The organism is Arthrobacter crystallopoietes BAB-32, assembly GCF_000328305.2.
In the GTDB taxonomy this organism is placed as follows: domain Bacteria; phylum Actinomycetota; class Actinomycetes; order Actinomycetales; family Micrococcaceae; genus Crystallibacter; species Crystallibacter crystallopoietes_A.
In genome coordinates this window covers 1-14,900 of sequence record NZ_ANPE02000176.1, presented here as the reverse complement: position 1 = coordinate 14,900, position 14,900 = coordinate 1, and the positions used below count along the sequence as shown (strand labels likewise).

Annotated in this window: 11 protein-coding genes; 9 read left to right on the top strand and 2 right to left on the bottom strand. The window is 66.0% G+C overall.

Annotated features, from left to right (window positions below; genetic code table 11):
• Both rplJ and rplL read left to right on the top strand, forming a co-directional pair.
• On the top strand, nt 1-497 hold a 497-nt coding region (gene rplJ, locus D477_RS14375; RefSeq protein WP_005270609.1), incomplete at its 5' end, for a 50S ribosomal protein L10.
• Nucleotides 498-569: 72 nt separating this feature from the next.
• The gene (gene rplL / locus D477_RS14370) at nt 570-950 is read left to right on the top strand and encodes a 50S ribosomal protein L7/L12 (protein WP_005270606.1); all 381 of its coding nucleotides are present in this window, start codon (nt 570-572) and stop codon (nt 948-950) included.
• Nucleotides 951-1,017: 67 nt separating this feature from the next.
• Here rplL and D477_RS14365 read toward each other — a convergent pair whose 3' ends face one another.
• Together D477_RS14365 and D477_RS14360 are read right to left on the bottom strand one after the other, a co-directional pair.
• Complete coding sequence (locus D477_RS14365) at nt 1,018-1,494, bottom strand: aminoacyl-tRNA deacylase (protein WP_005270604.1); 477 nt, start codon at nt 1,492-1,494, stop codon at nt 1,018-1,020.
• Between the two features lie 8 nt (nt 1,495-1,502).
• The gene (locus tag D477_RS14360) at nt 1,503-2,696 is read right to left on the bottom strand and encodes an acetyl-CoA C-acetyltransferase (protein ID WP_043847108.1); all 1,194 of its coding nucleotides are present in this window, start codon (nt 2,694-2,696) and stop codon (nt 1,503-1,505) included.
• Between the two features lie 463 nt (nt 2,697-3,159).
• Here D477_RS14360 and rpoB point away from each other — a divergent pair, with 463 nt between their 5' ends.
• The 7 genes from rpoB to D477_RS14325 form a co-directional block, all read left to right on the top strand.
• Nucleotides 3,160-6,678 carry a DNA-directed RNA polymerase subunit beta gene (rpoB, locus tag D477_RS14355; protein ID WP_005270601.1) on the top strand — a complete coding sequence of 1,173 codons (3,519 nt, stop codon included), beginning with the start codon at nt 3,160-3,162 and terminating at the stop codon, nt 6,676-6,678.
• Nucleotides 6,679-6,785: 107 nt separating this feature from the next.
• Complete coding sequence (locus D477_RS14350) at nt 6,786-10,676, top strand: DNA-directed RNA polymerase subunit beta' (RefSeq protein ID WP_005270599.1); 3,891 nt, start codon at nt 6,786-6,788, stop codon at nt 10,674-10,676.
• Nucleotides 10,677-10,745: 69 nt separating this feature from the next.
• Nucleotides 10,746-11,501, top strand: a complete 756-nt coding sequence (locus D477_RS14345; RefSeq protein ID WP_005270596.1) for an IclR family transcriptional regulator — start codon at nt 10,746-10,748, stop codon at nt 11,499-11,501.
• Nucleotides 11,502-11,616: 115 nt separating this feature from the next.
• Nucleotides 11,617-12,810: a 4-hydroxybenzoate 3-monooxygenase gene (locus tag D477_RS14340; RefSeq protein ID WP_005270591.1), complete on the top strand. Its 1,194-nt coding sequence runs from the start codon at nt 11,617-11,619 to the stop codon at nt 12,808-12,810.
• A gap of 84 nt (nt 12,811-12,894) precedes the next feature.
• Entirely contained in the window at nt 12,895-13,722 is an 828-nt protein-coding gene (pcaH, locus tag D477_RS14335) for a protocatechuate 3,4-dioxygenase subunit beta (RefSeq protein WP_005270589.1), read from the top strand.
• Complete coding sequence (gene pcaG, locus D477_RS14330; RefSeq protein WP_005270569.1) at nt 13,722-14,294, top strand: protocatechuate 3,4-dioxygenase subunit alpha; 573 nt, start codon at nt 13,722-13,724, stop codon at nt 14,292-14,294. The genes pcaH and pcaG overlap by 1 nt, the downstream gene beginning before the upstream one ends.
• A 6-nt stretch (nt 14,295-14,300) precedes the next feature.
• On the top strand, nt 14,301-14,900 hold a 600-nt coding region (locus D477_RS14325), incomplete at its 3' end, for a lyase family protein (RefSeq protein ID WP_005270568.1).

Here is a 14,900-nt window from a genome sequence, read left to right as displayed (position 1 = left end):
AATACCGCGGGCTTACCGTTGCACAGCTCAAGGAGCTGCGTGTTTCTCTCGGCCAGGAGACCAAGTTCTCCGTCGTCAAGAACACCCTGACTGGCATTGCAGCCAAGGAAGCCGGCATCGACGCGTTCGAAGGCCAGCTTGCCGGACCTACTGCTATCGCCTTCATCAAGGGTGACGCCGTTGCAGCCGCCAAGTCCCTGACGGATTTCGCAAAGTCCAACCCGCAGCTCGTCATCAAGACCGGATACTTCGAGGGCAAGGCCCTGGACGCTTCCGCTGTCGCAGCGCTGGCCGCTCTCGAGTCCCGCGAACACCAGCTGGCCCGCGTGGCCGGCGTGCTCAAGGCTCCGATGGCTGCCCTCGCCCGCACCATCGACGCTCTGCGCATCAAGCAGGAGGAGAACGGGGGCGCGGCAGCAGCCGAGGCCCCGGCTGAAGAAGCTCCCGCTGCCGAGGCAACCGAGGCTCCGGCCGAGGCTGCCGCAGAAGAGAACTGATTCTCTTCCCCATCCACAACTCTTGGTGCGCAGCCGCACGGCTGGACACCCCCAATAGGAAGGACGCCAATCATGGCGAAGCTCACCAACGAAGAGCTCATCGAAGCTTTCAAGGAACTGACCATCATCGAGCTCTCCGAGTTCGTCAAGCTGTTCGAAGAGACCTTTGAGGTCACCGCTGCTGCTGTTGCCGTTGCTGGCCCGGCTGCCGGCGGCGCAGGCGAAGCTGCTGCCGAAGAGAAGACCGAATTCGACGTCATCCTCGAGGCTGCCGGCGACAAGAAGATCGCAGTGATCAAGGAAGTCCGTGCCCTGACTTCCCTCGGCCTGAAGGAAGCCAAGGACCTGGTCGACGGCGCTCCGAAGCCGGTCCTGGAAGGCGCCAACAAGGAAGCTGCCGACAAGGCCAAGGAAGCTCTCGAAGCTGCCGGTGCCACCGTCACCGTCAAGTAAGCTTCTTAGCTTTACGCAAGAGCCCCGCACTGCGAAGGTGCGGGGCTCTTGTGCGTCAGGGGCCGGCTCAGGCCGGGTCGCTGATATCCGCGGTGGTGGCGTTGAGTGCCGCGATCAGGTCATCGGCCTGCAGGAACGCCGAGTGGCCGTGGTCACCTGCGCCCATCGAAATGCGGCGGCCGGCGATGGCCTCGTCCGCGAAGACCGGCCAGGGCGTCGTGCTGCCCAGCGGGGTAATGGTGCCGCGCGGGTAGCCGGTGGCCTCGAAGGCGACGTCCGCCGGCGGCAGCGACAGCTTGTTCACGCCGAGCAGGGCGCGCAGCTTGGGCCAGGAGATCTGCCGGTCGCCGGGGACGAGCGCGAACAGGAACGAGCCGTCCTTGTGCTTGACCACCAGCGACTTGACGATGTCCGCCGGCTGGATCCCGAGCAGGTCCGCCGCTTCCGCAAGGCTGCGGGCCGGCGGACGCGGGACGACGTCGACATCGATCCCGCGTCCGCGCGCATCCGCCAGGAACCGGTCCAGGCCGGCTGCTTCCGACATTGCCGAGCCTAGTCGCGGTACAGCAGCAGGGCTTCGCCCTGGCCGCCGCCGCCGCACAGGGACACCGCCGCCTTGCCGCTGCCGCGCCGCTGCAGTTCCAGTGCGGCGTGCAGCGCCAGCCGGGCACCGGACGCCCCGATAGGGTGGCCCAGCGCGATGGCTCCGCCATGCAGGTTGCACTTCTCCAGCGGGTAGTCCAGGTCCTTCAGAGACTGGACCGCGACGGAGCCGAACGCCTCGTTGATCTCGATGAAGTCGAGGTCGGCCGTCGTCCAGCCGGCGCGCTTCAGCGCGTGGTTGATGGCATTGGACGGCTGCGAGTGCAGCGAGGTGTCCGGGCCGGCCACCTGGCCGGGCTTGCCGACTACCGCGAGCCAATTCAGTCCGTTGTCTTCCGCGTAGCCGCGGGAGGTCACGACGACGGCGCAGGCACCGTCCGAGAGGGGAGAGGAGTTTCCGGCGGTAATGGTGCCATCCGCGGCGAAGGCAGGGCGCAGCGGCGCCAGGGATTCGGCGGTGGTCTGCGGGCGCACGCCCTCGTCCCGGGTGAGCACAAGGTCGTCCCCCTTGCGCTGCGGGACGGTGACCGGCACGATCTCGTCGTCGAAAATCCCCGTCTCGGCTGCCGCGGCGGCCCGCTGGTGGGAAGCCGCCGCCACTTCATCCTGGGCTTCGCGGCTGATACCCAGGTCCGCATTGCGGCGTTCGGTGGAGGCGCCCATGGATTCGTGGTCGAACGCATCGGTCAGGCCATCGTGCGCCACGGAGTCCAGGACGTTGACGCTGCCGTAGGTCCAGCCCTGGCGTGATCCCGGCAGGACATGCGGGCCATTGGTCATCGATTCCTGTCCGCCGGCGATGACGACGCTGGCCTCGCCGCTGCGCACCAGCCGGGCGGCATCGCTGATGGCTGCCAGTCCGGAGAGGCAGACCTTGTTGATCGTCACGGTCGGCACGTTCCAGCCGATCCCGGCGGCGATGGCACTCTGGCGGGCCGGGTTCTGGCCGGCCCCGGCCTGGATGACCTGGCCCATGATGACGCTGTCCACGGCATCCGGCGAGACGCCGGTGCGTTCGAGGGCGCCGGCGATCGCCTTTGCGCCGAGCTCGACCGCGCTGAAGGCAGCCAGCTGGCCCTTGAGCCGGCCCAGCGGGGTGCGTGCGCCGCCGAGGATGACCACATCGTTTCGGTTCTCTGACACTGCCTGCTGCTCGCTTTCATCCTTGAAATAGCTGTTCCACAAAGGCTACAGTTAGCTGGCGCCTGAAATCGACGCGTTCCCATAGAATGGAACGCAGCAGGTCCGGGCGTTGTTCCATGGCGGAGCCGGGGGAGAAGCACACGCGCGCCAAGGCCATTGGTTACAAGTCGGGTGTCAATCGCCGACACACCGGAGGATGCCCATTGCGGCAAACCGATCCTCCGGTTATTCTGCCGCCCGCTGGACATTCACGAGGCTGCGGCGTAGAGTAATTATTTGCGTCTTCCCTCTTAACCTTCGGCCTTCATATAGCGGTGGGCATCGCCACGCCTTCCTGTATTTAACGGGAATCCGGCGGGGGCTTGGATCATATAGCGGATCCGGTCTGGTTGTACCGGCACTTTAGAGTGCCGGAAGTGCGGAAGCGCGTACAAGCCTGAAGGTCTGTGGAAGGATCCCTCTCTTGGTCGCCTCGAGCACCTCTAATACTGATACCGCTAACAGCCTGCTGGACGCCTCGTCGAACGACGGAGCAACCCGCAGAATCTCATTCGCTAAGATTCACGAACCGCTGGATGTTCCCAATCTCCTTGCCCTTCAGACGGACAGCTTCGATTGGCTGGTCGGCAATGAGCGCTGGAAGGCGCGCGTCGCGAAGGCACAGGAAGAAGGCAACCAGGGCGTAGCCACCACGTCCGGCCTGTCCGACATCTTCGAAGAGATCTCCCCGATCGAGGACTTCCAGGGCACCATGTCCCTGAGCTTCTCCGAGCCGGAATTCGCCGATCCCAAGTACACCATGGCGGAGTGCAAGGACCGGGACGCTACCTACTCCGCTCCGCTGTATGTCAAGGCGGAGTTCATGAACAACAACACGGGCGAAATCAAGCAGCAGACCGTGTTCATGGGCGACTTCCCGCTGATGACCGAAAAGGGCACCTTCGTCATCAACGGCACCGAGCGCGTCGTCGTCTCCCAGCTGGTCCGTTCCCCGGGCGCTTACTTCGAGCGCGCTGCGGACAAGACCAGCGACAAGGACATCTTCACCGCCAAGATCATCCCGTCCCGCGGCGCCTGGTTCGAGCTCGAGATCGACAAGCGCGACCAGGTCGGCGTGCGCCTTGACCGCAAGCGCAAGCAGTCCGTGACCGTGCTGCTGAAGGCCCTGGGCTGGACCGAAGGCCAGATCCTGGAGACCTTCGGCGACTACGATTCCATCCGCGCCACCCTGGAGAAGGACACCACCGAGACCCAGGAAGATGCCCTGCTGGACATCTACCGCAAGCTCCGTCCGGGCGAGCCGCCGACGGTCGAGGCTGCCCAGTCCCTGCTGGACAACCTGTACTTCAACCCGAAGCGCTATGACCTGGCCAAGGTCGGCCGGTACAAGATCAACCGCAAGCTCGGCATCGACAAGGCTGTTGACGATCCGGATGCTTCGGTGCTGAACATCGACGACATCGTCGCGATGATCAAGTTCCTGGTCGCGCTGCACGCCGGCGAGAAGACCATCCCGGGCAAGCGCGACGGCGAGGACCATGAGATCCGCGTCGAAATCGACGACATCGACCACTTCGGCAACCGCCGCATCCGCGCGGTCGGCGAGCTGATCGAGAACCAGGTCCGCACCGGCCTGTCCCGCATGGAGCGCGTGGTCCGCGAGCGGATGACCACCCAGGACGTGGAGGCCATCACTCCGCAGACCCTGATCAACATCCGCCCGGTTGTGGCTGCCATCAAGGAGTTCTTCGGAACCTCCCAGCTGTCGCAGTTCATGGACCAGAACAACCCGCTGGCCGGCCTGACCCACAAGCGCCGCCTCTCCGCGCTCGGCCCGGGCGGCCTGTCCCGCGACCGCGCCGGCATGGAAGTCCGTGACGTCCACCCGTCGCACTACGGCCGCATGTGCCCGATCGAGACCCCTGAAGGCCCGAACATCGGCCTGATCGGCTCGCTCGCCTCCTACGGCCGCATCAACGCGTTCGGCTTCATCGAGACCCCGTACCGCAAGGTCGTCAACGGTGTCGTCACCGACCAGATCGACTACCTGACCGCCGATGACGAGATCGAGTGCGTGATCGCGCAGGCCAACGCACCGCTGGACGAGGACAACAAGTTCTCCGAAGAGCTCGTGCTGGTCCGCCAGCGCGGCGGCGAGGGCGAGCCGGTCCTGATCGAGGCCGAGGACGTCGACTACATGGACGTCTCCCCGCGCCAGATGGTCTCCGTGGCCACCGCGCTGATTCCGTTCCTGGAGCACGACGACGCCAACCGCGCGCTCATGGGCGCGAACATGCAGCGCCAGGCTGTGCCGCTGCTGCGCTCGGAGGCTCCGCTGGTCGGTACCGGCATGGAGCGCTACGCCGCGGTCGACGCCGGCGACTCCGTCGTGGCCGCCAAGCCCGGCGTGGTCACCGAAGTGTCCGCGGACCTGGTCACCGTCCTGAATGACGACGGCACCGAGACGCACTACCCGATCATGAAGTTCGCCCGCTCCAACCAGGGCAACGCCTACAACCAGCGCGTGCTGGTTGCCGAAGGCCAGCGCCTCGAGCTCGGCAGCATCATCGCCGACGGCCCCTCCACGGACCAGGGCGAACTGGCGCTGGGCAAGAACATGCTGGTCGCGTTCATGTCCTGGGAAGGCCACAACTTCGAGGACGCCATCATCCTGAGCCAGCGCATCGTCTCCGACGACGTGCTGACCTCCATCCACATCGAGGAGCACGAGGTTGACGCCCGCGACACCAAGCTTGGTGCCGAGGAAATCACCCGCGACATCCCGAACGTGAGCGAGGAAGTGCTCTCCCAGCTGGACGAGCGCGGCATCATCCACATCGGTGCCGAGGTCGAAGCCGGGGACATCCTGGTGGGCCGCGTGACCCCGAAGGGCGAGACGGAGCTGACTCCGGAAGAGCGCCTGCTGCGCGCGATCTTCGGCGAGAAGTCCCGCGAAGTCCGCGACACCTCGCTGAAGGTGCCGCACGGCGAGTCCGGCACGGTCATCGGCGTGCGCATCTTCGACCGCGACAACGACGACGAGCTGCCCCCGGGCGTGAACCAGCTGGTCCGCGTCTACGTCGCCCAGAAGCGCAAGATCACGGACGGCGACAAGCTCGCCGGCCGCCACGGCAACAAGGGCGTCATCTCCAAGATCCTGCCGATCGAGGACATGCCGTTCCTCGAGGACGGCACGCCGGTGGACATCGTCCTGAACCCGCTGGGTGTTCCGGGCCGAATGAACGTCGGCCAGGTGCTGGAGATCCACCTTGGCTGGGCCGCCAAGCAGGGCTGGACCATCGAGGGCGATCCGGAATGGGTCAAGAACCTGCCGAACCTGCCGCGCCAGACGGGTTCGACGACGGTTGCCACCCCGGTGTTCGACGGTGCCAGCGAGCATGAGATCACCGGCCTGCTCGGCGCCACCAACGTCACCCGCGACGGCGAACGCCTGATCGGTTCCTCCGGCAAGGCCCGGCTGTTCGACGGCCGCTCCGGCGAGCCGTTCCCGGACCCGGTTTCCGTGGGCTACATGTACATCCTGAAGCTGCACCACCTGGTGGACGACAAGATCCACGCCCGTTCCACCGGCCCGTACTCGATGATCACCCAGCAGCCGCTGGGCGGTAAGGCGCAGTTCGGCGGCCAGCGCTTCGGTGAAATGGAAGTGTGGGCCCTCGAGGCCTACGGTGCCGCGTACACCCTGCAGGAACTGCTGACCATCAAGTCCGATGACATCCACGGCCGCGTCAAGGTCTACGAAGCCATCGTCAAGGGCGAGAACATCCCGGAGCCGGGTGTTCCCGAGTCCTTCAAGGTCTTGATCAAGGAAATGCAGTCGCTGTGCCTGAACGTGGAAGTGCTCTCCACGGACGGCACCACGATTGAAATGCGTGACTCGGATGAAGAAGTCTTCCGGGCCGCGGAAGAGCTGGGCATCGACCTTTCCCGGGCCGAGCCGAGCTCTGTAGAAGAGGTCTAGCGGCGCAGCGGTGGCCGGCGCTCCCAAGCCGGCCGTCCGCCGTCGTACCTCTTTCCGTACCCGTCAAAGACATTCAGATTTAGAGAACAAGAGAGAACAGGGACCATATGTCCAGCGAATCCTCCTTCGGCCTCATGCGAATCGGCCTTGCCACCGCGGAAGAAATCCGCGACTGGTCTTACGGTGAGGTCAAGAAGCCGGAAACCATCAACTACCGCACGCTCAAGCCCGAGAAGGACGGCCTCTTCTGCGAGAAGATCTTCGGCCCGTCCCGCGACTGGGAATGCTACTGCGGCAAGTACAAGCGCGTGCGCTTCAAGGGCATTATCTGTGAGCGCTGCGGCGTCGAGGTCACCCGTGCCAAGGTGCGCCGCGAGCGCATGGGCCACATCGAGCTGGCCGCTCCGGTCACGCACATCTGGTACTTCAAGGGCGTCCCGTCCCGCCTGGGCTACCTGCTGGACCTGGCACCGAAGGACCTGGAGAAGGTCATCTACTTCGCTGCCTACATGATCACCAGCGTGGACGACCAGCGCCGCCACGAGGAGCTGCCGAACCTGCAGGCCGAGCACGACCTGGAGAAGAAGCAGCTGGCCGACACCCGCGACTCCGACATCGCGGCGATCGCCCGCGACCTCGAGGACGAGCTGGCGCGCCTCGAAGGCGAAGGCGCCAAGGCTGCCGACAAGAAGAAGGCCCGCGATTCCGCCGACCGCCAGATGGCCAACGTGCGCAAGCGCGCCGACGCCGACATCGAGCGGCTCGAGCAGGTCTGGGACCGCTTCAAGAACCTCAAGGTCGCCGACCTCGAGGGTGACGAGGGCCTGTACCGCGAACTGCGCGACCGCTACGGCCTGTACTTCGAAGGCTCCATGGGTGCCGAGGCCATCAAGAAGCGCCTGGAAGGCTTCGACCTGGATGCCGAGGCCGAGGCGCTGCGCGATGTCATCAAGAACGGCAAGGGCCAGCGCAAGACCCGTGCGCTGAAGCGCCTGAAGGTTGTCAACGCGTTTCTGACCACCACCAACAGCCCGCTGGGCATGGTGCTGGACGCCGTCCCGGTGATCCCGCCGGAACTGCGCCCGATGGTGCAGCTGGACGGTGGCCGCTTCGCGACCTCCGACCTGAACGACCTGTACCGCCGCGTCATCAACCGCAACAACCGCCTGAAGCGCCTGCTGGATCTCGGTGCTCCCGAGATCATCGTGAACAACGAAAAGCGCATGCTGCAGGAAGCGGTCGACTCGCTGTTCGACAACGGCCGCCGCGGCCGTCCGGTCACCGGACCGGGCAACCGTCCGCTGAAGTCGCTGTCCGACATGCTCAAGGGCAAGCAGGGCCGCTTCCGCCAGAACCTGCTGGGCAAGCGCGTGGACTACTCGGGCCGTTCGGTCATCGTGGTCGGTCCGCAGCTGAAGCTGCACCAGTGCGGCCTGCCCAAGCAGATGGCGCTGGAGCTGTTCAAGCCGTTCGTGATGAAGCGCCTGGTGGACCTGAACCACGCGCAGAACATCAAGAGCGCCAAGCGGATGGTGGAGCGCTACCGCCCGCAGGTCTGGGACGTGCTCGAAGAGATCATCACCGAACACCCGGTGCTGCTCAACCGTGCGCCAACCCTGCACCGCCTCGGCATCCAGGCGTTCGAGCCGCAGCTGGTCGAAGGCAAGGCGCTGCAGCTGCACCCGTTGGTCTGCGGTGCGTTCAACGCTGACTTCGACGGCGACCAGATGGCTGTGCACCTGCCGCTGAGCCCGGAGGCCCAGGCTGAGGCGCGCATCCTGATGCTCTCCTCGAACAACATCCTGAAGCCGTCGGACGGCCGTCCGGTGACCCTGCCGTCGCAGGATATGATCATCGGCCTGCACCACCTGACCAGCAAGCGCGAAGGCGCTGTTGGCGAGGGACGTGTCTTCGCGTCGCCGGCCGAGGCCATCATGGCCTTCGATGCCGATGAGCTGCACCTCAACGCCGTGGTCAAGATCCGCGTGCCGGGCTTCGTGCCCAGCGGTGACCAGCCGGCTCCGGAAGGCTGGGAAGCAGGCCAGTCCGCGCTGATCGAGACCTCGCTGGGACAGGTGCTCTTCAACGAGACCCTGCCCGAGGACTACCCGTGGGTGGAGAAGGTGGCCGACAAGGGCCAGCTCTCCTCGATCGTCAACGATCTGGCCGAGCGCTACCCGAAGGTCGTCACCGCGGCCACGCTGGACAACCTGAAGGACGCCGGTTTCTACTGGGCGACCCGCTCGGGCGTGACCGTGGCGATCTCCGACATCGCCGCCCCGGCCGAGAAGCCCGCCATTATGGAAGGCTACGAAGCCCAGGCAGCCAAGGTCGAGTCCCAGTACGGCAAGGGCCTGATCGCCGACGACGAGCGGCGCCAGGAACTGATCGACATCTGGAACAAGGCGACCAACGAGGTCGCCGACGCGATGCGCAAGAGCCTGACCAAGGAGAACACCATCAACCGCATGGTGTCCTCCGGTGCCCGTGGTAACTGGCTGCAGGTGCGCCAGATCGCGGGTATCCGCGGCCTGGTGGCCAACCCGAAGGGTGAAATCATCCCGCGTCCGATCAAGTCCTCCTACCGCGAGGGCCTGTCGGTGCTGGAGTACTTCATCGCGACCCACGGTGCCCGTAAGGGCCTGGCCGATACCGCTCTGCGTACCGCCAACTCGGGTTACCTGACCCGCCGTCTGGTGGACGTGTCCCAGGACGTCATCGTCCGCGAAGAGGACTGTGGCACCGAGCGCGGCCTGAACACCGCGATCGCTACCGTGGACGCCAACGGGGAACTGCACCGGCACGAAGACGTGGAGAACTCGGCTTACGCCCGCACCCTCGCGGTCGACGTCGTGGACTCCAACGGCGAGGTGCTCGCCGCTGCCGGCTCGGACGTCGGCGACGTGCTGATCGACCAGCTGATCAACGCAGGCATCACCGATGTCAAGGTGCGGTCCGTGCTTACCTGTGAGTCCGCCGTCGGTACCTGTGCGCTGTGCTACGGCCGTTCGCTGGCCACCGGCAAGACCGTGGACATCGGCGAGGCCGTCGGCATCATCGCCGCGCAGTCCATCGGCGAGCCGGGCACCCAGCTGACCATGCGTACCTTCCACACCGGTGGTGTTGCCTCCGCGGGCGATATCACCCAGGGTCTGCCGCGTATCCAGGAGCTCTTCGAGGCCCGTACCCCGAAGGGTGTGGCCCCGATGTCCGAGGTTGCCGGCCGCGTGTCCATCGAGGACGGCGAGCGCCAGATGCGCATCATCGTCACTCCGGACGACGGATCCGAGGAAGTTGCCTACCCGGTGCTGCGCCGTGCACGGCTGCTGGTCGAAGACGGCCAGCACGTCAACGTCGGCGACCAGCTGGTGGTCGGTGCGAAGGACCCGAAGCAGGTGCTGCGTATCCTCGGCCCGCGCCAGGCGCAGAAGTTCCTGGTTGACGAGGTCCAGAGCGTGTACCGCAGCCAGGGTGTCGGCATCCACGACAAGCACGTCGAGGTCATCGTCCGGCAGATGCTGCGCCGCATCACCGTCATCGAGTCCGGCGAAACGGACCTGCTGCCGGGTGAGCTCGCCGAGCGCAGCCGCTTCCAGGCCGAGAACCGCAAGGCTGTTTCCGAGGGCAAGACCCCGGCCAACGGCCGTGACGAGCTGATGGGTATCACCAAGGCATCGCTGGCCACCGAGTCCTGGCTGTCGGCGGCTTCCTTCCAGGAGACCACCCGGGTCCTGACCCAGGCGGCCATGGAAGGCAAGTCCGACCCGCTGCTGGGCCTGAAGGAGAACGTGATCATCGGTAAGCTGATCCCGGCCGGCACCGGCCTGGAGCGCTACAACGCGGTCGCGGTCGAGCCGACGGAGGAAGCCAAGGCGAACCTCTTCACCGGCCCGAGCGCCTTCAGCGACTTCGACTACCCCGGAGTCGACGGCGGCCTGACGCCCGAGTTCCATGCCATCCCACTGGATGACTACGACATGGGCGGCGACTACCGCTAAAGCCTGAACCAGGAGCACCCCCTGCACCCGTCACGGGAGCAGGGGGTGCTCCTGCATTAACCTAGGGATATGGCCAATTCGCGCTCCGGGGACTCCATGCTGGAGCGGTTCGTGCGCATCCTGGATTCCTTCGATGCGGGGCGTCCCTCCATGAGCGTGGCCACGCTCGCGCGGCGTGCGGACGTGCCGCTCGCAACCGCCTACCGCCTCGTCGACGAGATGACCCGGCATGAACTGCTGAGCAAGGAGCCCTCCGGCGAAGTCCGGCTGGGGCTGCGGCTGTGGGAGCTGGCCAACCGCAGCTCGCCCGCGCTGGACCTGCGCCAGGCGGCGATGCCGTTCCTGGAGGACATCCAGTCCGTCGTGCGCCAGCACACCCAGCTCGCCATCCTCAAGGACGACGACGTACTGGTCATCGAGCGGCTCTCGCGCCTTGGATCCGTGGTCAACCAGGCCAAGGTCGCCGGCCGGATGCCGGTCCACCGCACGGCGATGGGCATGGTGCTTCTGGCGTTCTCGCCAAACTACGTCCAGGAGTCCTACCTCGCCCGGCATCCGGAGGCCGTGGCCATGGTCGACCCGGTGACCTTCGACGCCCGCCGGCAGCTGGCCGGAATCCGCAACCAGGGCTACGCCTCCTTCGACGGGCGCGTGGACACGGACACCACCGGCCTGGCGGTTCCGGTGCTCGGCCGGGCCGGCCACGCCATCGCGGCCATCGGAGTGGTCCTGCCGCTGGGCCTGGAGAACCTGCAGTCGATCGTGCCCGTCCTGATGGCAGGGGCCCGCGGAATCTCCCGCACAGTAGGCGAGCTGCCCCAGTAACTCTGCTCCCGACGTCGTAATTCCCATTGAATAAGAATGGGAAGGCGGGCAGTGTGTTCGTCCGGTCACACTGGGTTTAGATCCAGCGCACATCCGACCCGAAGGAGCAGACTCTATGGCGAACCCGCAGATCATCAAGACCCAGGTGGGCATTGTCGGCGGCGGACCGGCCGGCCTCATGCTCTCGCACCTGCTGGCCAAGTCCGGCATCGAGAACATCGTGGTGGAAAAGCGCGACCACGAGACGATCCGCCACACCCACCGCGCCGGCATCCTTGAAGCCGGCTCGGTCAAGATGCTCACCGACACGGACGTCAACGGCCGCGTGCTGACCGAGGGCATGGAGCACGAAGGCATCGACCTGCGCTTCAACGGCGAGTCGCACCGGCTGAACTTCCCCGAGCTGGTCGGGGCCACCGTGACCCTGTACGCCCAGAACGAGGTCTTTGTGGACCTGGCTGCGGCCCGCGAGCGCGACGGCGGCGATGTCCGCTACTCGGTCACGGACACCGAGATCCTCGACATGACCACGGACACCCCGAAGATCCGCTTCACCGATGCCGAGGGCAACCCGTTCGAGGTCCACTGCGATATCCTCGTCGGCGCGGACGGTTCGCAGGGCATCTGCAAGTGGGCCATTCCGCAGGAGCACCGGACCGACAACTTCATTGAGTACCCCTTCGCCTGGTTCGGAATCCTCACCGAGGCCCCGAAGAGCTCGGACGAACTGATCTACGCCAATTCGCCGCACGGCTTCGCGCTGATCTCCCAGCGCAGCGATACCGTCCAGCGCATGTACTTCCAGGCCGACCCGAACGAGGACGCCTCGAAGTGGACCGAGGACCAGATCTGGGACGAACTGCAGAAGCGCGTGGACGGCCCGGACGGCTTCCAGCTCAAGCGCGGCCCGATCTTCGAACAGATGATCCTGAAGTTCCGCTCCTACGTCTGCGAGCCGATGCGCTACGGCAACCTGTTCCTGGCCGGCGACGCCGGGCATACCGTCCCGCCGACCGGCGCCAAGGGCCTCAACCTGGCCTTTGCCGACGTGAAAGTGCTCTTCGAAGCCATCGATTCCTACTACGCCAACAAGTCCAAGGACCTGCTGGACGGCTACAGCGAGACGGCCCTGCGCCGGGTGTGGAAGGCGCAGAACTTCTCCTATTGGATGACCAACATGCTGCACACCCGCAAGGACGCCAACCCGTTCGAAACCAAGCGTGCCCTGGGTGAACTGCAGACCGTCGTCGGCTCCCGCTACGGCCAGCAGTACCTGGCCGAGTCCTACACCGGCTGGCCGCACAGCTAGCCTCGGGCGGCCGGTGCCCCGGGTACCGGCCGCTCCGCCATCCATCCCACGATCAACTGCCACTGCCCGAGAAAGGAGTTCCCGATGAGCGCCGAAACCCAAGCGGAGAGTTTCGAGAACAGCCACGTCCTGGATCCTGCCGCCACCGCGGACTCGCAGGAGACCATCAACAAGGAAATCGGCGACATCCACGCGGCCTACCGCCAGGGTGTCGAGGCCGGCGGGAGCGAGGAAACCCAGCCGCGCATCGACTTTGCGCCGTACCGCTCCTCGCTGCTGCGCCATCCCACCAAGGACCTGCACCACGTGGACCCGGAGACCATTGAGCTCTGGTCGCCCGCCTTCGGCCACCGCGATGTGCACGCACTGGAATCGGACCTGACCATCCAGCACAACGGTGAACCGATCGGCGAGCGCATTATCGTGCAGGGCAAGGTGCTCGACGGCGATGGCCGTCCGGTCCGCGGCCAGCTGGTGGAAATCTGGCAGGCCAACGCGGCCGGCCGCTACGTGCACAAGCGCGACCAGCACCCGGCCCCCATCGACCCGAACTTCACCGGCGTCGGCCGCTGCATCACCGGAGACGACGGCTCCTACAAGTTCACCACCATCAAGCCCGCGCCGTACCCGTGGAAGAACCACCATAACGCCTGGCGCCCGGCGCACATCCACTTCTCGCTGTTCGGCACGGACTTCACCCAGCGGATGATCACGCAGATGTACTTCCCGGGCGACCCGCTGTTTTCCCTCGACCCGATCTACCAGTCCATTACGGACCAGAAGGCGCGCGACCGCCTGGTCGCCACCTACGACCACAGCATCACCAGCCATGAGTGGAACACCGGCTACAACTGGGACATCGTGCTCACCGGCAGCAACCGGACCTGGATGGAAGACGAGGACGCAGAGTAATGACTGAGGCAACGACCAAGCTTGTCGCAACCCCCGGCCAGACCATCGGCCCGTTCTACGGCTATGCCCTGCCCTTCGAGAAGGGCCACGAGCTGGTCCACCGCGCCCATCCCGGCTCCATCCGGCTGCACGGCGTGGTGACCGACGGCCACGGCGAGCCGATCCCGGATTCGATGCTGGAAATTTGGCAGGCCGACGAGCACGGCAAGATCTCCCGCCAGGACGGCTCCCTGGTCCGCGACGACCATACCTTTACCGGCTGGGGCCGCGTCGCCGTCGACAACGTGGGCCACTACACCTTCACCACGGTCAACCCCGGCCCCACGGAAGAAGGCAAGGCCCCGTTCATCCTGCTGACGGTCTTCGCCCGCGGCCTGCTCAACCGGCTCTTCACCCGGATCTACCTTCCGGAGGACGCCGAGGCCCTGGCGAACGACCCGCTGCTGTCCTCGCTGCCGGAGGAGCGGCGCCGCACGCTGATCGCCGAGCGCGAAGCCAACGGCGACCTGCGCTTCGACATCCGGCTGCAGGGCGACAACGAGACGGTTTTCCTGAGCTACCCGGGAGCCTAATTACAGATGAAGACAGCGGACAACGCTGATTTCGGGCTGCTGTCCCCGGCTACGGCCGGGACAGCAGTATCCCGTTTAACGAGCGATTCGAATTTCATCCAGGCCATGCTGGACGTGGAGCTGGAGTGGGTGCGGGTCCTGGCGGACGGCGGCTATATCGACGCCGGGATCCCGGCAGCGGTGGCAGCGGCTTCCACCGCGGACCAGTACGACGCGGCCGGACTCGCGGAGCGGGCGCAGGGCGGCGGCAACCCGGTGATCCCGCTGCTGGCGGACCTGCGCGCGCTGGTCAAGGCCGGGAATCCGGCGGCCGCCGCGGCCATACACAAGGGCGCCACCAGCCAGGACATCCTGGACAGCGCACTGCTGCTGATGGCCAAGCGGGCGCTGGACGTCATCCAGACGGACCTGAAGTCAGCGGCGCGCTCCTTGGCCAGACTGGCCGATGACCACCGCGGAACGATCACCGTTGCCCGCACGCTGACCCAGCATTCGCTGCCGTCCACCTTCGGGCTCAAGGCGGCCAACTGGCTCTCCGGCGTCGGGCAGGCCGGGGTCCGGCTGGGCGAGGTGGCCGGCCGGCTTCCGCTGCAGTGGGGCGGGGCG

Bases quoted from the DNA above. Each gene is read 5' to 3' on its own strand.
- D477_RS14350 (WP_005270599.1), top strand. From the start codon at position 6,786: ATGTCCAGCGAATCCTCCTTCGGCCTCATGCGAATCGGCCTTGCCACC.
- rplL (WP_005270606.1), top strand. From the start codon at position 570: ATGGCGAAGCTCACCAACGAAGAGCTCATCGAAGCTTTCAAGGAACTG.
- D477_RS14365 (WP_005270604.1), bottom strand. From the start codon at position 1,494: ATGTCGGAAGCAGCCGGCCTGGACCGGTTCCTGGCGGATGCGCGCGGA.
- D477_RS14345 (WP_005270596.1), top strand. From the start codon at position 10,746: ATGGCCAATTCGCGCTCCGGGGACTCCATGCTGGAGCGGTTCGTGCGC.
- pcaG (WP_005270569.1), top strand. From the start codon at position 13,722: ATGACTGAGGCAACGACCAAGCTTGTCGCAACCCCCGGCCAGACCATC.
- pcaH (WP_005270589.1), top strand. From the start codon at position 12,895: ATGAGCGCCGAAACCCAAGCGGAGAGTTTCGAGAACAGCCACGTCCTG.
- D477_RS14340 (WP_005270591.1), top strand. From the start codon at position 11,617: ATGGCGAACCCGCAGATCATCAAGACCCAGGTGGGCATTGTCGGCGGC.